General features: G+C 40.0%; 17 protein-coding genes, 1 riboswitch and 1 other annotated feature. Of the genes, 8 read left to right on the forward strand and 9 right to left on the reverse strand.

Annotated elements, in window-relative coordinates; genetic code table 11:
- From JP36_RS11970 to thiE, 8 genes are all read left to right on the forward strand, one after another.
- Nucleotides 1–160 (forward strand): transketolase-like TK C-terminal-containing protein (locus JP36_RS11970; RefSeq protein WP_167332835.1); only part of this gene is annotated, 160 nt, incomplete at its 5' end.
- A 221-nt stretch (nucleotides 161–381) separates the two neighbouring features.
- Nucleotides 382–474, forward strand: a riboswitch (TPP riboswitch).
- Between the two features lie 87 nt (nucleotides 475–561).
- Nucleotides 562–1,290: an ABC transporter ATP-binding protein gene (locus JP36_RS05725; RefSeq protein ID WP_039172864.1), complete on the forward strand. Its 729-nt coding sequence runs from the start codon at nucleotides 562–564 to the stop codon at nucleotides 1,288–1,290.
- Entirely contained in the window at nucleotides 1,290–2,045 is a 756-nt protein-coding gene (locus tag JP36_RS05730; protein ID WP_039172867.1) for an ABC transporter permease, read from the forward strand. The genes JP36_RS05725 and JP36_RS05730 overlap by 1 nt, the downstream gene beginning before the upstream one ends.
- A 15-nt stretch (nucleotides 2,046–2,060) precedes the next feature.
- Complete coding sequence (gene tenA / locus JP36_RS05735; protein ID WP_209434478.1) at nucleotides 2,061–2,705, forward strand: thiaminase II; 645 nt, start codon at nucleotides 2,061–2,063, stop codon at nucleotides 2,703–2,705.
- A 20-nt stretch (nucleotides 2,706–2,725) separates the two neighbouring features.
- Nucleotides 2,726–3,676, forward strand: a complete 951-nt coding sequence (locus JP36_RS05740) for an ABC transporter substrate-binding protein (protein ID WP_039172873.1) — start codon at nucleotides 2,726–2,728, stop codon at nucleotides 3,674–3,676.
- A 12-nt stretch (nucleotides 3,677–3,688) separates the two neighbouring features.
- The gene (gene thiM / locus JP36_RS05745) at nucleotides 3,689–4,489 is read left to right on the forward strand and encodes a hydroxyethylthiazole kinase (RefSeq protein WP_039172875.1); all 801 of its coding nucleotides are present in this window, start codon (nucleotides 3,689–3,691) and stop codon (nucleotides 4,487–4,489) included.
- A gap of 9 nt (nucleotides 4,490–4,498) precedes the next feature.
- Nucleotides 4,499–5,317 (forward strand): bifunctional hydroxymethylpyrimidine kinase/phosphomethylpyrimidine kinase, encoded by an 819-nt coding sequence (thiD, locus tag JP36_RS05750; protein WP_039172877.1) that lies wholly within the window; start codon nucleotides 4,499–4,501, stop codon nucleotides 5,315–5,317.
- Entirely contained in the window at nucleotides 5,310–5,975 is a 666-nt protein-coding gene (gene thiE, locus JP36_RS05755) for a thiamine phosphate synthase (protein ID WP_039172879.1), read from the forward strand. Before thiD ends, thiE begins: the two co-directional genes overlap by 8 nt.
- 42 nt (nucleotides 5,976–6,017) lie before the next feature.
- Here thiE and hisIE read toward each other — a convergent pair whose 3' ends face one another.
- From hisIE to grxB, 9 genes are all read right to left on the reverse strand, one after another.
- A complete protein-coding gene (hisIE, locus tag JP36_RS05760; RefSeq protein WP_039172882.1) occupies nucleotides 6,018–6,635 on the reverse strand; it encodes a bifunctional phosphoribosyl-AMP cyclohydrolase/phosphoribosyl-ATP diphosphatase HisIE in 618 nt (205 codons plus the stop codon).
- A gap of 7 nt (nucleotides 6,636–6,642) precedes the next feature.
- On the reverse strand, nucleotides 6,643–7,416 hold the full coding sequence (gene hisF / locus JP36_RS05765; RefSeq protein ID WP_039172885.1) for an imidazole glycerol phosphate synthase subunit HisF: 774 nt from the start codon (nucleotides 7,414–7,416) through the stop codon (nucleotides 6,643–6,645).
- Nucleotides 7,398–8,147 (reverse strand): 1-(5-phosphoribosyl)-5-[(5-phosphoribosylamino)methylideneamino]imidazole-4-carboxamide isomerase, encoded by a 750-nt coding sequence (gene hisA / locus JP36_RS05770; RefSeq protein WP_039172889.1) that lies wholly within the window; start codon nucleotides 8,145–8,147, stop codon nucleotides 7,398–7,400. Before hisA ends, hisF begins: the two co-directional genes overlap by 19 nt.
- Before the next feature lie 104 nt (nucleotides 8,148–8,251).
- The gene (gene hisH, locus JP36_RS05775) at nucleotides 8,252–8,845 is read right to left on the reverse strand and encodes an imidazole glycerol phosphate synthase subunit HisH (RefSeq protein WP_039172892.1); all 594 of its coding nucleotides are present in this window, start codon (nucleotides 8,843–8,845) and stop codon (nucleotides 8,252–8,254) included.
- Between the two features lie 15 nt (nucleotides 8,846–8,860).
- Nucleotides 8,861–9,874 carry a PDDEXK nuclease domain-containing protein gene (locus JP36_RS05780; protein WP_039172894.1) on the reverse strand — a complete coding sequence of 338 codons (1,014 nt, stop codon included), beginning with the start codon at nucleotides 9,872–9,874 and terminating at the stop codon, nucleotides 8,861–8,863.
- Nucleotides 9,875–9,914: 40 nt separating this feature from the next.
- Entirely contained in the window at nucleotides 9,915–10,793 is an 879-nt protein-coding gene (locus JP36_RS05785) for a hypothetical protein (protein ID WP_052119454.1), read from the reverse strand.
- Between the two features lie 18 nt (nucleotides 10,794–10,811).
- Complete coding sequence (hisB, locus tag JP36_RS05790; RefSeq protein ID WP_039172897.1) at nucleotides 10,812–11,909, reverse strand: bifunctional histidinol-phosphatase/imidazoleglycerol-phosphate dehydratase HisB; 1,098 nt, start codon at nucleotides 11,907–11,909, stop codon at nucleotides 10,812–10,814.
- A 1-nt stretch (nucleotide 11,910) separates the two neighbouring features.
- Nucleotides 11,911–12,981 (reverse strand): histidinol-phosphate transaminase, encoded by a 1,071-nt coding sequence (gene hisC / locus JP36_RS05795; RefSeq protein ID WP_039172898.1) that lies wholly within the window; start codon nucleotides 12,979–12,981, stop codon nucleotides 11,911–11,913.
- A gap of 22 nt (nucleotides 12,982–13,003) precedes the next feature.
- Nucleotides 13,004–13,123: a sequence feature (His leader region), on the reverse strand.
- Between the two features lie 106 nt (nucleotides 13,124–13,229).
- Nucleotides 13,230–13,877, reverse strand: coding sequence for a glutaredoxin 2 (grxB, locus tag JP36_RS05800; protein ID WP_039133949.1), 648 nt, complete (start codon nucleotides 13,875–13,877; stop codon nucleotides 13,230–13,232).
- Between the last annotated feature and the right edge of the window lie 145 nt (nucleotides 13,878–14,022).

Consider the following 14,022-nt stretch of genomic DNA (forward strand, 5'->3'; position numbering starts at 1 on the left):
TGAAGCCGGCATTTCGGATTTTTGGTATAAATATGTTGGCTTGGAAGGTCGTGTTGTCGGAATGAACCGCTTTGGTGAATCTGCTCCAGCAGGCGAGTTATTTAAATTATTCGGATTTACTGTGGATAATGTCGTTGCTAAAGCAAAAGAAATTCTATAATTTTGCTTTTGTGATTTAATATTGAACACTCCCCCATTAGTAAATAGTGGGGGATTTTTCGTTTTTAATCACTTTATCATTTTACAATTATCTAACTAAGTTAAAGATAAAATGCTCAAATATTAGTTCGATTTTGTTTTGATATAGCATAAAACAACAATTTTCTTAAATTTATCATTATTGATCTGTTGCCATTGTCAAAATTTCGCTGTAAAGTAATCGACCATTAGTCGGGGTGCTGTTTAACAGCTGAGAAAATACCCGTTGAACCTGATCCAGTTAGCACTGACGTAGGAAACTAATTATGCAACATTTACACCTTTTATCTATTCCCATTTCCTTTCTGATTTTTACTCATTACCGCTATTTATCATTAACTCATTGATATCAGGTTATTGATAATGAATGCGGTAGAAATCCGGCAATTAACATTGTCATTTACTGACAAACCACTTTTTGTCGACTTTAATTTCAATATTGCTCATTCTCGCTGGAGTGCTGTTCTTGGGCGTTCCGGCGTCGGCAAGTCAACTTTATTGCGTGCTATTGCCGGATTAGAACAAAATACAATAAAATCTGGAAAAATTATAGTTAAACATTGTCCGAATCATCAGCAAAAAATTGCTTTTATGGCGCAAAATGATGGCTTGTTTCCTTGGCTTTCCGTTTTAGACAACGTACAACTGGCACATCATTTACAGGGGTCAAAAAATAAAGCTAGTCGCCAACAAGCGTTATCACTACTAGAGCAAGTGCAATTAGCGGATTATCAGCATAAGCCTTGTTATCAACTTTCCGGCGGACAACGACAACGTGTAGCATTAGCGAGAACGCTAATGCAATCTTCCGATTTGATCTTAATGGATGAGCCTTTTTCCGCTTTAGATGTGGTTACTCGCCAACAGCTCTATCAACTTGCGACAACCTTATTAGCCGGGAAAACGCTCCTATTGGTCACACACGATCCACAAGAAGCGTTACAACTATGTGATGATATTTTTGTTCTGCAAAAACAAACTGATCGGGTTGTTCTCTCACAAAAAGTTTCAACCGCTGTTCATTCTCCGCAACAACCGCAATTTTGGCAGATATACCAACAGTTATTCTCTCTTTTGCAGGAGGAATTTTAATGTATTCACTATCCTCACTGTTAAAAACCGCTCTGCTCTGTCTATTTTTATTAGCGTTATGGCAAGGCACAATTCTTATTTGGGATTTACCGCACTATCTGTTGCCGACACCGTCTGATGTGTTCCAACAGCTCACTTCCCATCATCAACTGTTGTGGCAGCACACAATGGTTACGTTATTGGAAATTTTTCTTGGCTTGTTTCTTGGCTTTATTTTCGGTTTGTTTTCCGCCATTTTGCTCTCTATATCCAATCGGATTGCTACTTTTTTATTGCCGTTACTACTTATTTCTCAAGCTATTCCTGTTTTTGCTATCGCACCTCTGTTGGTGTTGTGGCTAGGATATGGACTGGCTTCAAAAATCGCAATGACGATTTTAATTATCTATTTTCCAGTGACAGCCAACTGTTATGACGGTTTAAGAAATACACCAAGAATTTGGCTGGAATTAGCACAAACAATGCAGATTAATCGTTGGCAAATGCTGTTTAGAGTTCGTTTGCCAGCAGCATTGCCTTCACTTGCTTCCGGTTTACGAATCGCTGTTTCCATCGCCCCAATCGGTGCAGTAATCGGAGAATGGGTTGGTGCTAATCAAGGTTTAGGTTATTTAATGCTACACGCCAATGCTCGTATGCAGGTTGATTTAATGTTTTCAGCACTCTTTTTATTAATGTCGATCACACTTTTACTCTTTTTTATTACCGATAAATTACTGCACCGTGCATTACCTTGGGTAACGCAATTACGTTAAGGAGAAATGATGTCAATTACACAACAATTTATTCAGCAAGCACAACCAGATTGGCAACGTTATGTCAGACATTCATTTGTACAACAACTAGGAAATGGTTCTTTACCAATTGAATGCTTTCAACACTATCTAATTCAAGATTATCATTATTTGTTGCACTACAGTCGCGCTTTAGCATTAGCAATGTATAAATCTCACCATTTTGTGCAACTTACTGCTTTTAATCAAGATTTACAGAATATTTTGGCAGAAGTGCAATTACATATTCATTATTGTCAGCAATGGCAAATTTCTAAAACAGAACTGGACAATACACCAGAATCACCTGCTTGCGTTGCTTATACCCGTTATATGCTCGATTGTGGCTTACAAGGGGGGTTAGCTGAACTCTATACTGCGATTGCACCTTGTGCTTTAGGCTATGCAGAAATCGGTAAACGACTAGCAGCTTTACCGCAGTCGAAAAATAATCCTTATCAGACTTGGATTGATACCTATGCCTCCAAGGAGTTTCAAGCTGCTGCCAATGCTATTGCACAACAGCTAGAACAACTTTGTTCCGGTATTTCTCCACAACAACAGCAAAATTTGCAGCATATTTTTACCACCGCTACCCGAATGGAAATTGCCTTTTGGCAAATGGGGTTGGATCGTTCATAACATTAATCAGAGGAAATCTTATGAAAATTCGTCTATTTTTTACTGCATTTTTACTCTCATTTTTTGCTTGGTTTGCGCAAGCTGAAAAATTAAGTTTACAACTGGATTGGTTCGTTAACCCTGATCACGCTGCTCTCATTGTGGCGCAACAGAAAGGATTTTTTGCAAAAAATGGAATTGAGGTGGAAATCATTGAACCTGCCGATCCCTCTATACCACCAAAATTAGTTGCTGCCGGCAAAAGTGATTTAGCTGTTGGTTATCAACCACAACTTTATTTAGATGTTGATCAAAGCTTGCCTTTGGTTCGTATAGCCACATTAATCGCAACACCGTTAAACAGTATCGTTGCCTTAAAGGAGAGCAATATCAAAACATTAGCTGATTTTAAAGGCAAGAAAATCGGTTATTCGGTCAGTGGTTTTGAAGAGGTTTTACTCGGCACAATGCTGAAATCCGCCGGCGTTAATCCGAATGAAGTAGAAAAAATCAATGTAAATTGGTCATTATCACCGGCATTGATGAGCAAACAAGTAGATGGTGTAGTCGGTGCATTTCGTAATTTTGAACTTAATCAGCTTAGTTTAGAAAAACAACAGGGTATCGCTTTTTATCCGGAAGAACACGGTGTGCCAATCTATGATGAATTGATTTTATTAGCCAATAAAAACAAATTAGATACCCCTCAATATCAAGCAAAACTCTCCGCTTTTCTCACTGCTATTGAACAGGCAACCGTTTATATCAGTAATCATTCGCAAGAGGCGTGGCAAGCATTTATTAGCTATAAACCGCAAGAATTAGATAACGAGTTGAATCGTTTAGCGTGGCAAGATACCTTACCTCGTTTAAGCTTAACGCCACGTGCATTGGATCAGCACCGTTATCAAACAATGGCAGAATTTATGTACCAACAAGGATTAATTAAGAAAGTACCAGCTTTATCCGATTATGCTCGTCAAATCAAATAGAAGAGAAATGATATGAAATTCAATTTATTAGAAAAAATTCGCCAAACCAATCCTTTAATCCACAACATTACCAACATTGTGGTGGCAAACTATGTAGCGAACGGGCTGTTAGCCTTGGGAGCCTCACCAATTATGGCTGATGCCGAAGAAGAAATGGCGGATCTTGCCCAATTTAGCGCTGCCTTAGTAATTAACATTGGTACGCTCGATCCTTTCAAAGTAAAAGCTATGCTGGCGGCAGGCAAAGCCTCGAATAAAGCTGATATCCCTGTGGTGCTTGATCCTGTGGGCGTGGGTGCAACACAATATCGCAAGGATGTAGTCGCCGAATTACTTAACAAGGTAAAATTCACAGCTATTCGTGGTAATGCTGGAGAAATCGCTCAGTTAGCAGGGGTGAATTGGGTAGCGAAAGGCGTGGACGCAGGACAAGGCGAAGGCGATGTGGCACAAATTGCAAAACTTGCCGCACACCGCCATCAATGTGTTGTGGCGGTGAGCGGTGCGGTAGATTACATCAGCGATGGTGTGCAAGTGGCTGCCATTGATAACGGCACGCCAATGTTTCCTAGAATCACAGGGTCAGGCTGTTTGCTTGGTGCAGTGTTAGGGGCTTTTTTAGCGGTCGATCCAAACCAACCTTTTAATGCGATAGTGCAAGCCAGTGCAGCTTATGCGGTGGCAGGGCAACTCGCAGCAAAAGAGTTAGGAAGCACAAAATATGGGCAATTTTATACCGCTCTTTTAGATCAGCTTGGCGAGCTGAGCGATCAACAAGTGGCACAATTCGCACAGGTTCACATTGAAAACTAAGGAGCAACAATGATTCATATTTCACAAGCTCTAACCATTGCTGGTTCAGACAGTGGTGGCGGTGCAGGTATTCAAGCCGATCTGAAAACCTTTCAAATGCGTAATGTATTTGGAATGAGCGTGATCACCGCCGTTACCGCACAAAATACCTTAGGCGTAACGGATATTCATTTGATTCCCCTTAGCACCATTGAGGCGCAACTCAAGGCGATTGTGGAAGATTTCACGCCCAATACGGTAAAAATTGGTATGCTCGGCACGGCTGAAATTATCCAAACCGTGGCAGCTTTTTTACGTCAGCACCCATTTGAGAATGTGGTTATCGATCCTGTGATGATAGCCAAAGGGGGTGCAAGTTTGTTGCAACAATCAGCAATTCAAGCGATGCGTGAGCAATTATTACCATTAGCCGATGTGCTAACGCCAAACCTTCCTGAAGCAGAAGCCCTAACAGGATTGAAAGCTAAAGATCAGCACAATATTGCGAAAATTGCTGAACGTTTACAACAAATGGGCACAAAAACTGTGATTATAAAAGGTGGGCATCAGCAAAACAGCGAAAGCGCAGTATGCCAAGATTTTATTTTCACGCCGACAGAATCTTTTGTCTTGGAAAGCCCACGTTTTAACACGCCGCATACCCACGGCACAGGCTGCACTTTTTCCGCTTGCTTAACCGCTGAACTTGCCAAAGGGCAATCTTTGGAGCAAGCCTGCAAAACGGCCAAAGCCTTTATTACCAGCGCCATCACGCACCCTTTAAATATCGGACACGGACACGGCCCAACCAATCACTGGGCTTATTCACAGGAGCAAAAAAATGGATAAATCAATTTTACGCTGTTATTTAGTCGCAGGTACGCAAGATTGCCGTCACCTACCACAATATAATGCAAGCCAGCCACAACAAACCTTATTAGATCGTTTAGAACAAGCGTTAAAAGCCGGCATTACTTGTTATCAATTTCGTGAAAAAGGGCAATTTTCCCTGCAAGATCCGCAACAAATTGAGCAACTTGCTCGCCAATGCCAACATTTATGCCAACAATATAATGTGCCTTTTATTATCAATAATGATGTGGCGCTGGCAGAAAAATTGCACGCAGACGGCATTCACGTTGGGCAAAAAGATTTTGCTGTGGATAAGCTAGCCCAACAAATTCAAGGCAAAATGCTCATTGGTTTGTCAGTAAATACCTTGCAACAAGCGCAGCAACATAATGCTTTCGATGGTGTGGATTATTATGGCTGTGGTCCGATTTTTCCCACTTTTTCCAAAGCAGATGCTGCTCCCGCTGTAGGAATAAACTTTGTGCAATTTTTACGTGAGCAAGGGGTCTACAAACCATTAGTAGCCATTGGAGGAATTAAAGTAGAACACGTCCCTGCCCTATTACAAGCAGGAGCAGACGGTGTAGCAGTAATTTCGACTATTATGCAGGCAACCAACATAATTTCTACAGTAAAACAGATTTTAAACGCATAAAAAATGGGGCTTACCGCCCCATAAATACTAGTTTGCAGATGTTTATTTATGACGTTCTTTTAATTTTTCAATAACATCACTCCAGTCTAAATCGGCATCCTGCAATAATACAGTCAAATGGTAAACTAGATCCGCCGCCTCGCAAATGGTTTCTTCGCGATCTTTCACGGTTGCCGCCAATGCAGTTTCTACCCCCTCTTCGCCGACTTTTTGTGCAATACGTTTTGTGCCTCGTGCATAAAGTGAAGCGGTATAAGAACTCTTCGGATCAGCATTTTTACGCGCATTCAACAGTTTTTCCAATTTACTCAAGAAAATCCAATTCGGTGTTTCAGAAACCGGTGAAAAACAGCTATCAGTACCTTCGTGACAGGTTGCACCAATCGGATTTGCCAAGATCAACAAAGTATCACAATCACAATCTAATGTATAATCAACAACATTTAAAAAGTTGCCAGAAGTTTCCCCCTTTGTCCATAAGCGTTGCTTGGTACGTGAATAAAAGGTAACTTTCCGCTCCGCAAGGGTTTTCTCAAGGGCTTCCGCATTCATATAGCCCAGCATTAACACTTCGCAAGTGTTTGCATTTTGTACGATAACAGGGAGCAAACCGCCCACTTTTTGCCAATTAATTTGTTCTGTTAATAATTTATTGCTCATTTTATTCCTAACCTCTCACTTCAATTTTTTCATTGCGTAAATACTGTTTTAACTCCCCAATATCAATAATCCGCTTATGAAACACGCTAGCGGCTAGCGCACCGTCCACATGGGCTTCAATAAAGGCATCGCGGAAATGCACCATTTCACCCGCTCCACCTGAAGCGATCAGTGGCACATTGCATACTTCTCGCACTTTTTTCAGTTGGACTAAATCATAGCCTTGACGCACGCCGTCTTGGTTCATCATATTTAGCACGATTTCACCTGCCCCGCGTTTTTGTACTTCTTGCACCCAATCGAGGGTTTGCCAGTTTGTTTGGCGGGTGCGTTTTTCATCGCCTGTGTATTGGTTCACCCAATATTTATCTTGTTTGGCATCATACCAAGTGTCGATCCCCACCACAATGGCTTGCACGCCAAAGCGATCCGCCAAGCGAGAGATTAAATCAGGATCAGCAAGTGCGGGGGAATTTATGGAAATTTTATCCGCGCCAAAAGTGAAAATTTGCTCGGCATCCGCAATGGTTTTGATGCCACCTGCCACACAGAACGGAATATTGATCTCTTTCGCCACACGTTCCACCCAGCTTTTATCTACGGTGCGGCCGTCTGACGAGGCGGTGATGTCATAGAACACCAGCTCATCCGCTCCCTCTTCCGCATAACGTTTTGCTAGCGGCACAATATCGCCGATAATCTCGTGGTTGCGGAATTGCACGCCTTTCACCACCTGTCCATCACGAACGTCTAAACAAGGGATTATGCGTTTTGCCAACATTGGATTGCCTCCGCCACGTCAAATTTTCCTTCTAATAAAGCGCGACCAACAATCACGCCAGCCACGCCGGTGTCTTTTAACACGACGATGTCTGTTAATGAGCCGATACCACCTGAGGATTGAAATTCAATCTGTGGAAAGGCGGTGCAGATTTCTTGATATAATGCCACATTCGAGCCTTGCAACGTGCCATCGCGAGAAATGTCAGTGCATAGCACGTGCTGTAAGCCCACTTGGCTGAAATCTTCAATCACTTGCTCTAACGTCAGCGGACTGGTTTCTTGCCAGCCGTGAATGGCGATACGTTTTTCACCGTCCACGATATGAATATCTAAGGCTAAAACGAATTTTTCCGAACCGTATTTTTGAAACCATTGCTTCACCATTTCAGGCTGCTTAACCGCCGTTGATCCAATGACCACACGGTTCGCCCCAACACGCAATAGATCCGCCACATCTTGTTCTGTACGAATGCCACCACCCACTTGAATATTAGCTTGCGTTGCAGCAATGATTTCGCCAATAAGTTTAGTTTGGCGTTGGCTCGGATCTTTCGCCCCCGTTAAATCCACCAAATGGAGTTGTTTCGCTCCTTGCGATAAATAATGCTGAAATTGGGCGATGGGATTGTCGCTATATTGGGTTTGCTGGGCGTAATCCCCTTGATACAACCGCACAACCTTGCCGTCAATAAGGTCAAGTGCGGGGATAATTTGTGATGTTTTTTTCATTGTTGTGTTCTCTTTTGTTTTTATTAACTAAGCCATAAACGTAATTTCAAGCCCCATGGGCTGCTTAAGCCTGTGGTAGTGTGAACGATTTTGCCGTTTTTAAATTACAGATTTTCCATAAAATTCCGCAATAATTGTTCGCCCACCTTGCCTGAACGCTCGGGGTGAAACTGCACGCCGTAAAAATTATTTTTTGCAATCGCTGCAGAAAATGGCACGCCATAATCACAGGCTGCAATGGTATTTTCATTCGGCAACACGGCATAGCTATGCACAAAATAGAAATAGCTATCTTGTGGGATATGTTCAAATAGTGGGTGGAGATCCTGATAATGCACCTTATTCCAGCCCATATGCGGTAGCGGCAAGCCTTTGTTTGGCAATAATTCCGTCTTTCCCTGAATGAGTTTGAGCGTGCTGATCTCACCCTCCGCTGAATAATCGGTCATTAATTGCATTCCCAAACAAATGCCTAAAACGGGCTGGCTGAGCTGGGTTAAAATGTCCGTTAATTGGCGAGCTTGCATACTTTGCATTGCCGCCAGTGCTGTGCCAACACCGGGTAAAACCAGTTTTTCCGCTTGCTGAATTGTGGTGTGATTGTCCGTAATTTCCGCCTGATAGCCTAATCGTTCAAAGGCAAATTTAACCGAAGACAGATTGGCACAGCCTGTGTTGATGATAGTAATAGTTTGCATTGTTTTCTGAATTTCCTAGCTTTCTTGTTGTTTTTGTTCAAAATTTTCGATTTCTTTGCGTATTTCTGTCAGTAATAATTCTTCTGACGGCAGATAAAGTTGATATTGGCTGGCGAAAATTTGCTGTTGATTTTCGGGTAAAGAAAATTTCACCACGCTATCATTTTTATCCGCACATAATAAAATGCCAATGGTTGGATTTTCTCGTGGCAGTTTTTCAACACGATCAAAATAATTCACATACATTTGCAACTGCCCCAAATCCTGATGGGTTAATTTGTGGGTTTTGATTTCGATAATCACAAAGCATTGCAACAAGCGATTGTATAAAACGAGATCCACGAAAAAATCATCGCCATCAAGATGTAAACGTTTCTGACGAGCCAAAAAAGAAAAGCCGTTGCCTAATTCAAGTAAAAATTCTTGTAAGTGAGTAATAATGGCTTGTTCAAGATCTTTTTCGTAATAAGCACTTTCACGTTGCAGACCAAGAAATTCCAACACCATCGGATCTTTAATAATCTGTTTCGGATCACTGGGAACAAGCTGATTATTCGCCACTGCAAGCACGGTTTCTTTATCGTTACTCAATAATAAACGTTCGTATAAACTGCTGTTGATTTGGCGTTCTAACTGGCGAGAACTCCAATTATTTTTGATACTTTCACCAATATAAAACTCGCGTTTATCAGGATCGTTGAGGCGTAAAAGCAAGCGATATTGCGTCCAGTTTAATTGTGAACGCAGTGCGTTCACAATTGGAAATGTTCGATAAAATTGGCGATACCAATTCAGATTTCGATGAGAAAAGCTACTGCCAAATTCAGGTTCAAGTTGCTGAGCAAGATATTTGATTAAATAAGCCCCATAATCCGCCCTCTCTTGCCCTTGCTGTTCTTCTTCAAAAATACGCTTGCCAATGTGCCAATACATCAGCACACGCTGAAAATCCACCGCTCTTACCGCATTTTCACGGGATTGGGCGATGATTTGTTTGATGTCGGTGATGATATGGGTATCAGTTAGCATTTTATCTTCCTATTATTCATTATGCCATCAGATTTTAATTCTATTTAAAAAATGGAGATAATTGCGCTGCTCCGATTAATATTCCAGCAAGTGCAAAAATTATATTGATAATAAATTGCTTTTTTTGCTGTTTTTGTTCTTTATCTAAATTTAGAATATAATGTGCATTTGACAATTTATTTAATAGCTCTTGATTAGCTTTAGTTATGCCTAAGGTATTATTAATACGCTCCCAAACCTCTGCAAGAGTTGTTTTATCATGAAGGACTGGTTGATTATAGAAAAATATACCGTTAAATTTTGTTGCTTTAATATAAATATCCTGTAACAAACTAACATTAGTTGGTTCTCGTGCAATTGTTTTGGATAGTTCATCGTTCAAAACAGCCATTGCTTCAAGATAAGCATAAGCAAGGCTTAATAGCAAAATGCTCCTTTCAAAATTACCTACCTGCTTAGGAAGATGAGTAAAGAAAGAGAATCCTTTTCCATCAATATGATCATGATGAGAAGTATGTTCTAAAAAATGATTTTCTTTTATTGATTTACTTTCCCTAACTGATATAGATAGTCTTTCTGAGACTTGGTTTAATTCTTTTTCATCAATTAAACAGCAAGCAGAATATAGATGATTATATTGCTTATAATCAGGAGAAGATTTTTTTATCGTCTCATTTATATTTTTTGTCTCTATATGTGAGATATCTAAAAATTTAACGAAAATATGTTGTTTATACGGAGTATCCTTGAAAAAAACTAATTCCCAAGAGTTTTTATCATCACTTATTGAAAAATGGCATGCTTCAAGAAGTGTTTGTCGTAAAAATAGAATATTATTATTCTGAATTTTTAATGATGCTTTATTGGTTGGACTTAATTCCTGTTTAGGTAAGTATATTCTTGCAACAATATGTTTCATGTTTTTTCTCCTATAGTTTTACAACACACCCTTACTACTCGGCATTTCATTGCCTTCAATACGAATGGCTTGTCTTAAGGTGCGTCCGAACACTTTAAACAGGCTTTCGATTTTGTGGTGATCGTTGTCGCCGCTGGCTTTTAAATGCAAGGTGGCAAGCATTGTAAAGGCGAGGGATTGAAAGAAATGTTCGGTCATTTCTGTGCTGAAATCGCCCACTTTATCTCGTTTAAATTTGGCTTTAAATTTGAAATAAGGGCGACCAGAAAGATCCAACACACATTCCGCTTTGCATTCGTCCATTGGCAACATAAAGCCAAAGCGGGCGATGCCACGTTTATCGCCGATGGCTTGTTTTAACGCTGTGCCGAGTGCGAGAGCGGTGTCTTCCACCGTGTGGTGTTCGTCAATATGCAAGTCCCCTTTGCAGCTGATGTTCATTCTAAAACCACCGTGAGTAGCGATTTGGTCGAGCATATGATCGAAAAAGCCCACGCCTGTGTGAATGTGGTTTATGCCCGTTTCGTCTAGCCACACTTGCACTTTGATGTCTGTTTCTTTGGTTTTGCGTTCCACTTCGGCATAACGTGGCGTGCGTTCGCCGATATTGGTAACGGGTTCAGCCAATAATTTTTCTGCGATCAAATCCCAATTCAACTTTTCTGGGTGATATTGCAAGGCTTGAATACCTAAATTTTCAGCCAATTGCACATCAGTGGTACGATCGCCAATTACAAAGCTGGTGGCAGGATCAAAAAGCTGTTTTTCAATGTATTTTTTGAGCAATTTAGTTTTTGGCTTACGGCATTGGCAGTTGTCTTCAGGCTTGTGCGGACAAATTAAAATATCATCAAATTCAATGCCTTGTGAACGGAAAAGATCAAGCATTGCATTATGCGGTTTATCAAAATCCTCTTTAGGAAAGGAATCTGTACCTAAGCCATCTTGATTTGAAACCATTACAAAGTGATATTTCTTTTGCAGTTTCAACAACGCGTGAATAACATTTTTTTCAAATTTGAGCTTTTCCAAGCTGTCAATTTGAAAATCCGTTTTCGGCTCATCAATTAATGTGCCATCGCGATCGATAAATAAGATAGATTGTTGTTTTTTCATATTATTTTCCTTGCTGTGCAAATTGATTAATGGCTTCTAGTGTACGGCTGTTTTCTGCTGCTGTACCGACAGTAATACGAATACAATTTTCTAAAAATAATTGACTGTTCTGATTACGCAAAATAATGCCGTTATCCCATAAATATTGAAATAACTTTTGTCCATTTTGTGCTTTAAACAGGATGTAATTGGATTCACTTGGATAAACGATATCAATTATCGGACATTGCGCCAATGCTTCACTTAATTTAACACGATTAATCAACACTTCCTCAACGCGCTGCTTCATTAACGCTAGCCCTTGCGCAGAAAGTGCTTGAGCAGCAATATCAGCGACCGGACTCGGCAACGGATAAGGTGCGATAACTTTTTGCAACACACCGATTAACTCTTCATTGGCAAGCGTAAAACCGCAACGCAAGCCGGCTAAGGCAAAGGCTTTAGACAAAGTACGGATAATAGCAAGATGTGGATAATTTTTTAACTCGGAAACCATTGTTGCTTGCGGACAAAATTCAATATAGGCTTCATCAACCACCACAATTGCACGATTTTTTGTCATTTCTAGCAAAGAAATTAAATCCTCACGTTTTAATAAATTCCCAGTAGGATTATTCGGACTGCAAACAAACACAACTTTCACATTATCCAATTGACACTCAATTTCAGCTAAATTTAGTTGAAAGTCTTTAGTCAATGGCACTTTTTTGCAAGCAATTCCGCAAGTTTCTGCACTAACTGAATACATCCCATATGTTGGAGGACAATACAAAATAGCATCCTGACTCGGCTCACAAAAAGCTCTGATAATTAATTCAATACTTTCGTCTCCACCACGACTCACTAACACATTGTTCATAATCACACCAGCATAATTTGCATAAGACTGGATCACTGCCTGTGGTTGTGCTTCAGGATAACGATTAAAATTTTGAACGCTTAATGAGAAATCCGGTGAGATTGGGTATTCATTGGCATTTAGCCAAATATCTCCTTTTCCCCCCAACCGACGTGCAGATTGATAAGGGGTTAATGCCTGAATATTTTTACGAGAAAGTTGTGTAATGCTCATAATTTTTTCCTATAACTGAAAATAAAAAATCCTCTCGAAATTATCTTCCGAGAGGATTGTGATTCATATCGAATGCTCGGAAGATTATTAATCTTCCACGCACCATCGCCTGAAAGATTAATCAGGTTGATGATGGTGATGATGAGCAATTCGAGAAAATTTCATTTTTTGTATCCTTAATGTTAAAACTGCTATTTACACTACTGTATCATCTACAAAAAAGCAATAGATCTTTGACAAAAAATTTATTAAACCGCCCTATCCGTATAAAGCTCTATGCCTGACATCAATGACATTTTTTTCACATAGGCAGCAACTTTATTCGGAAATTCAATTCCTTTCACAATCGTTAAATTACGTAGAACCGGGAATAAGACAATATCTTCGATAGACAATTCACCAGAACTGGCTTTCGGACTAATAATCAAATCGTTCAATTCTTTAAGATCCTGATTAATTTTTGCTAAATATTGTGGGGTCTGCGCTAAATTTTCAGCAAAATTACCAATTATTTTGCTTTTTTTCATAGTGAAATATTCCACTGATTCCGGCATTGCAAACTCTTTTAAGCCGATTTGTGTAAATCGAGGAATCACTAAATGATTATAGTAACTCCCTACTTTTTGCAACCATTGACTTACCTCCTCACGAACATTTTCTTTTAAGCAAGGCTCACCATATTTTTTATCAACATAACGGACAATATCCAAACTTTCCGGCATTACCATTCCATCACTATCGGCAAGAATCGGCACTACTTTACGCCCCACCAATTGCATAGGGGTATCTTCGTGATGATTTGCCAACACAATGACATCAACCGGGATATTTTTTAAACCGAAAATCATTCTGGCACGTACACAATATGGACAATGCTCATAAGTATAAAGTCTCATTATTTACTCCTCAGTTGTGTTAGGTAACTTTAGTTAGTTTTAATACAAATCAACTGTTTTATCAAGGATTAGACTACTTTTATCTAAAAAAACAAGCTCCGAAAATTTCTTATTCTCGGAGCCTGACTTAACTGACTTTCAGTAA

Source organism: Gallibacterium genomosp. 1 (assembly GCF_000771875.1).
GTDB lineage: Bacteria > Pseudomonadota > Gammaproteobacteria > Enterobacterales > Pasteurellaceae > Gallibacterium.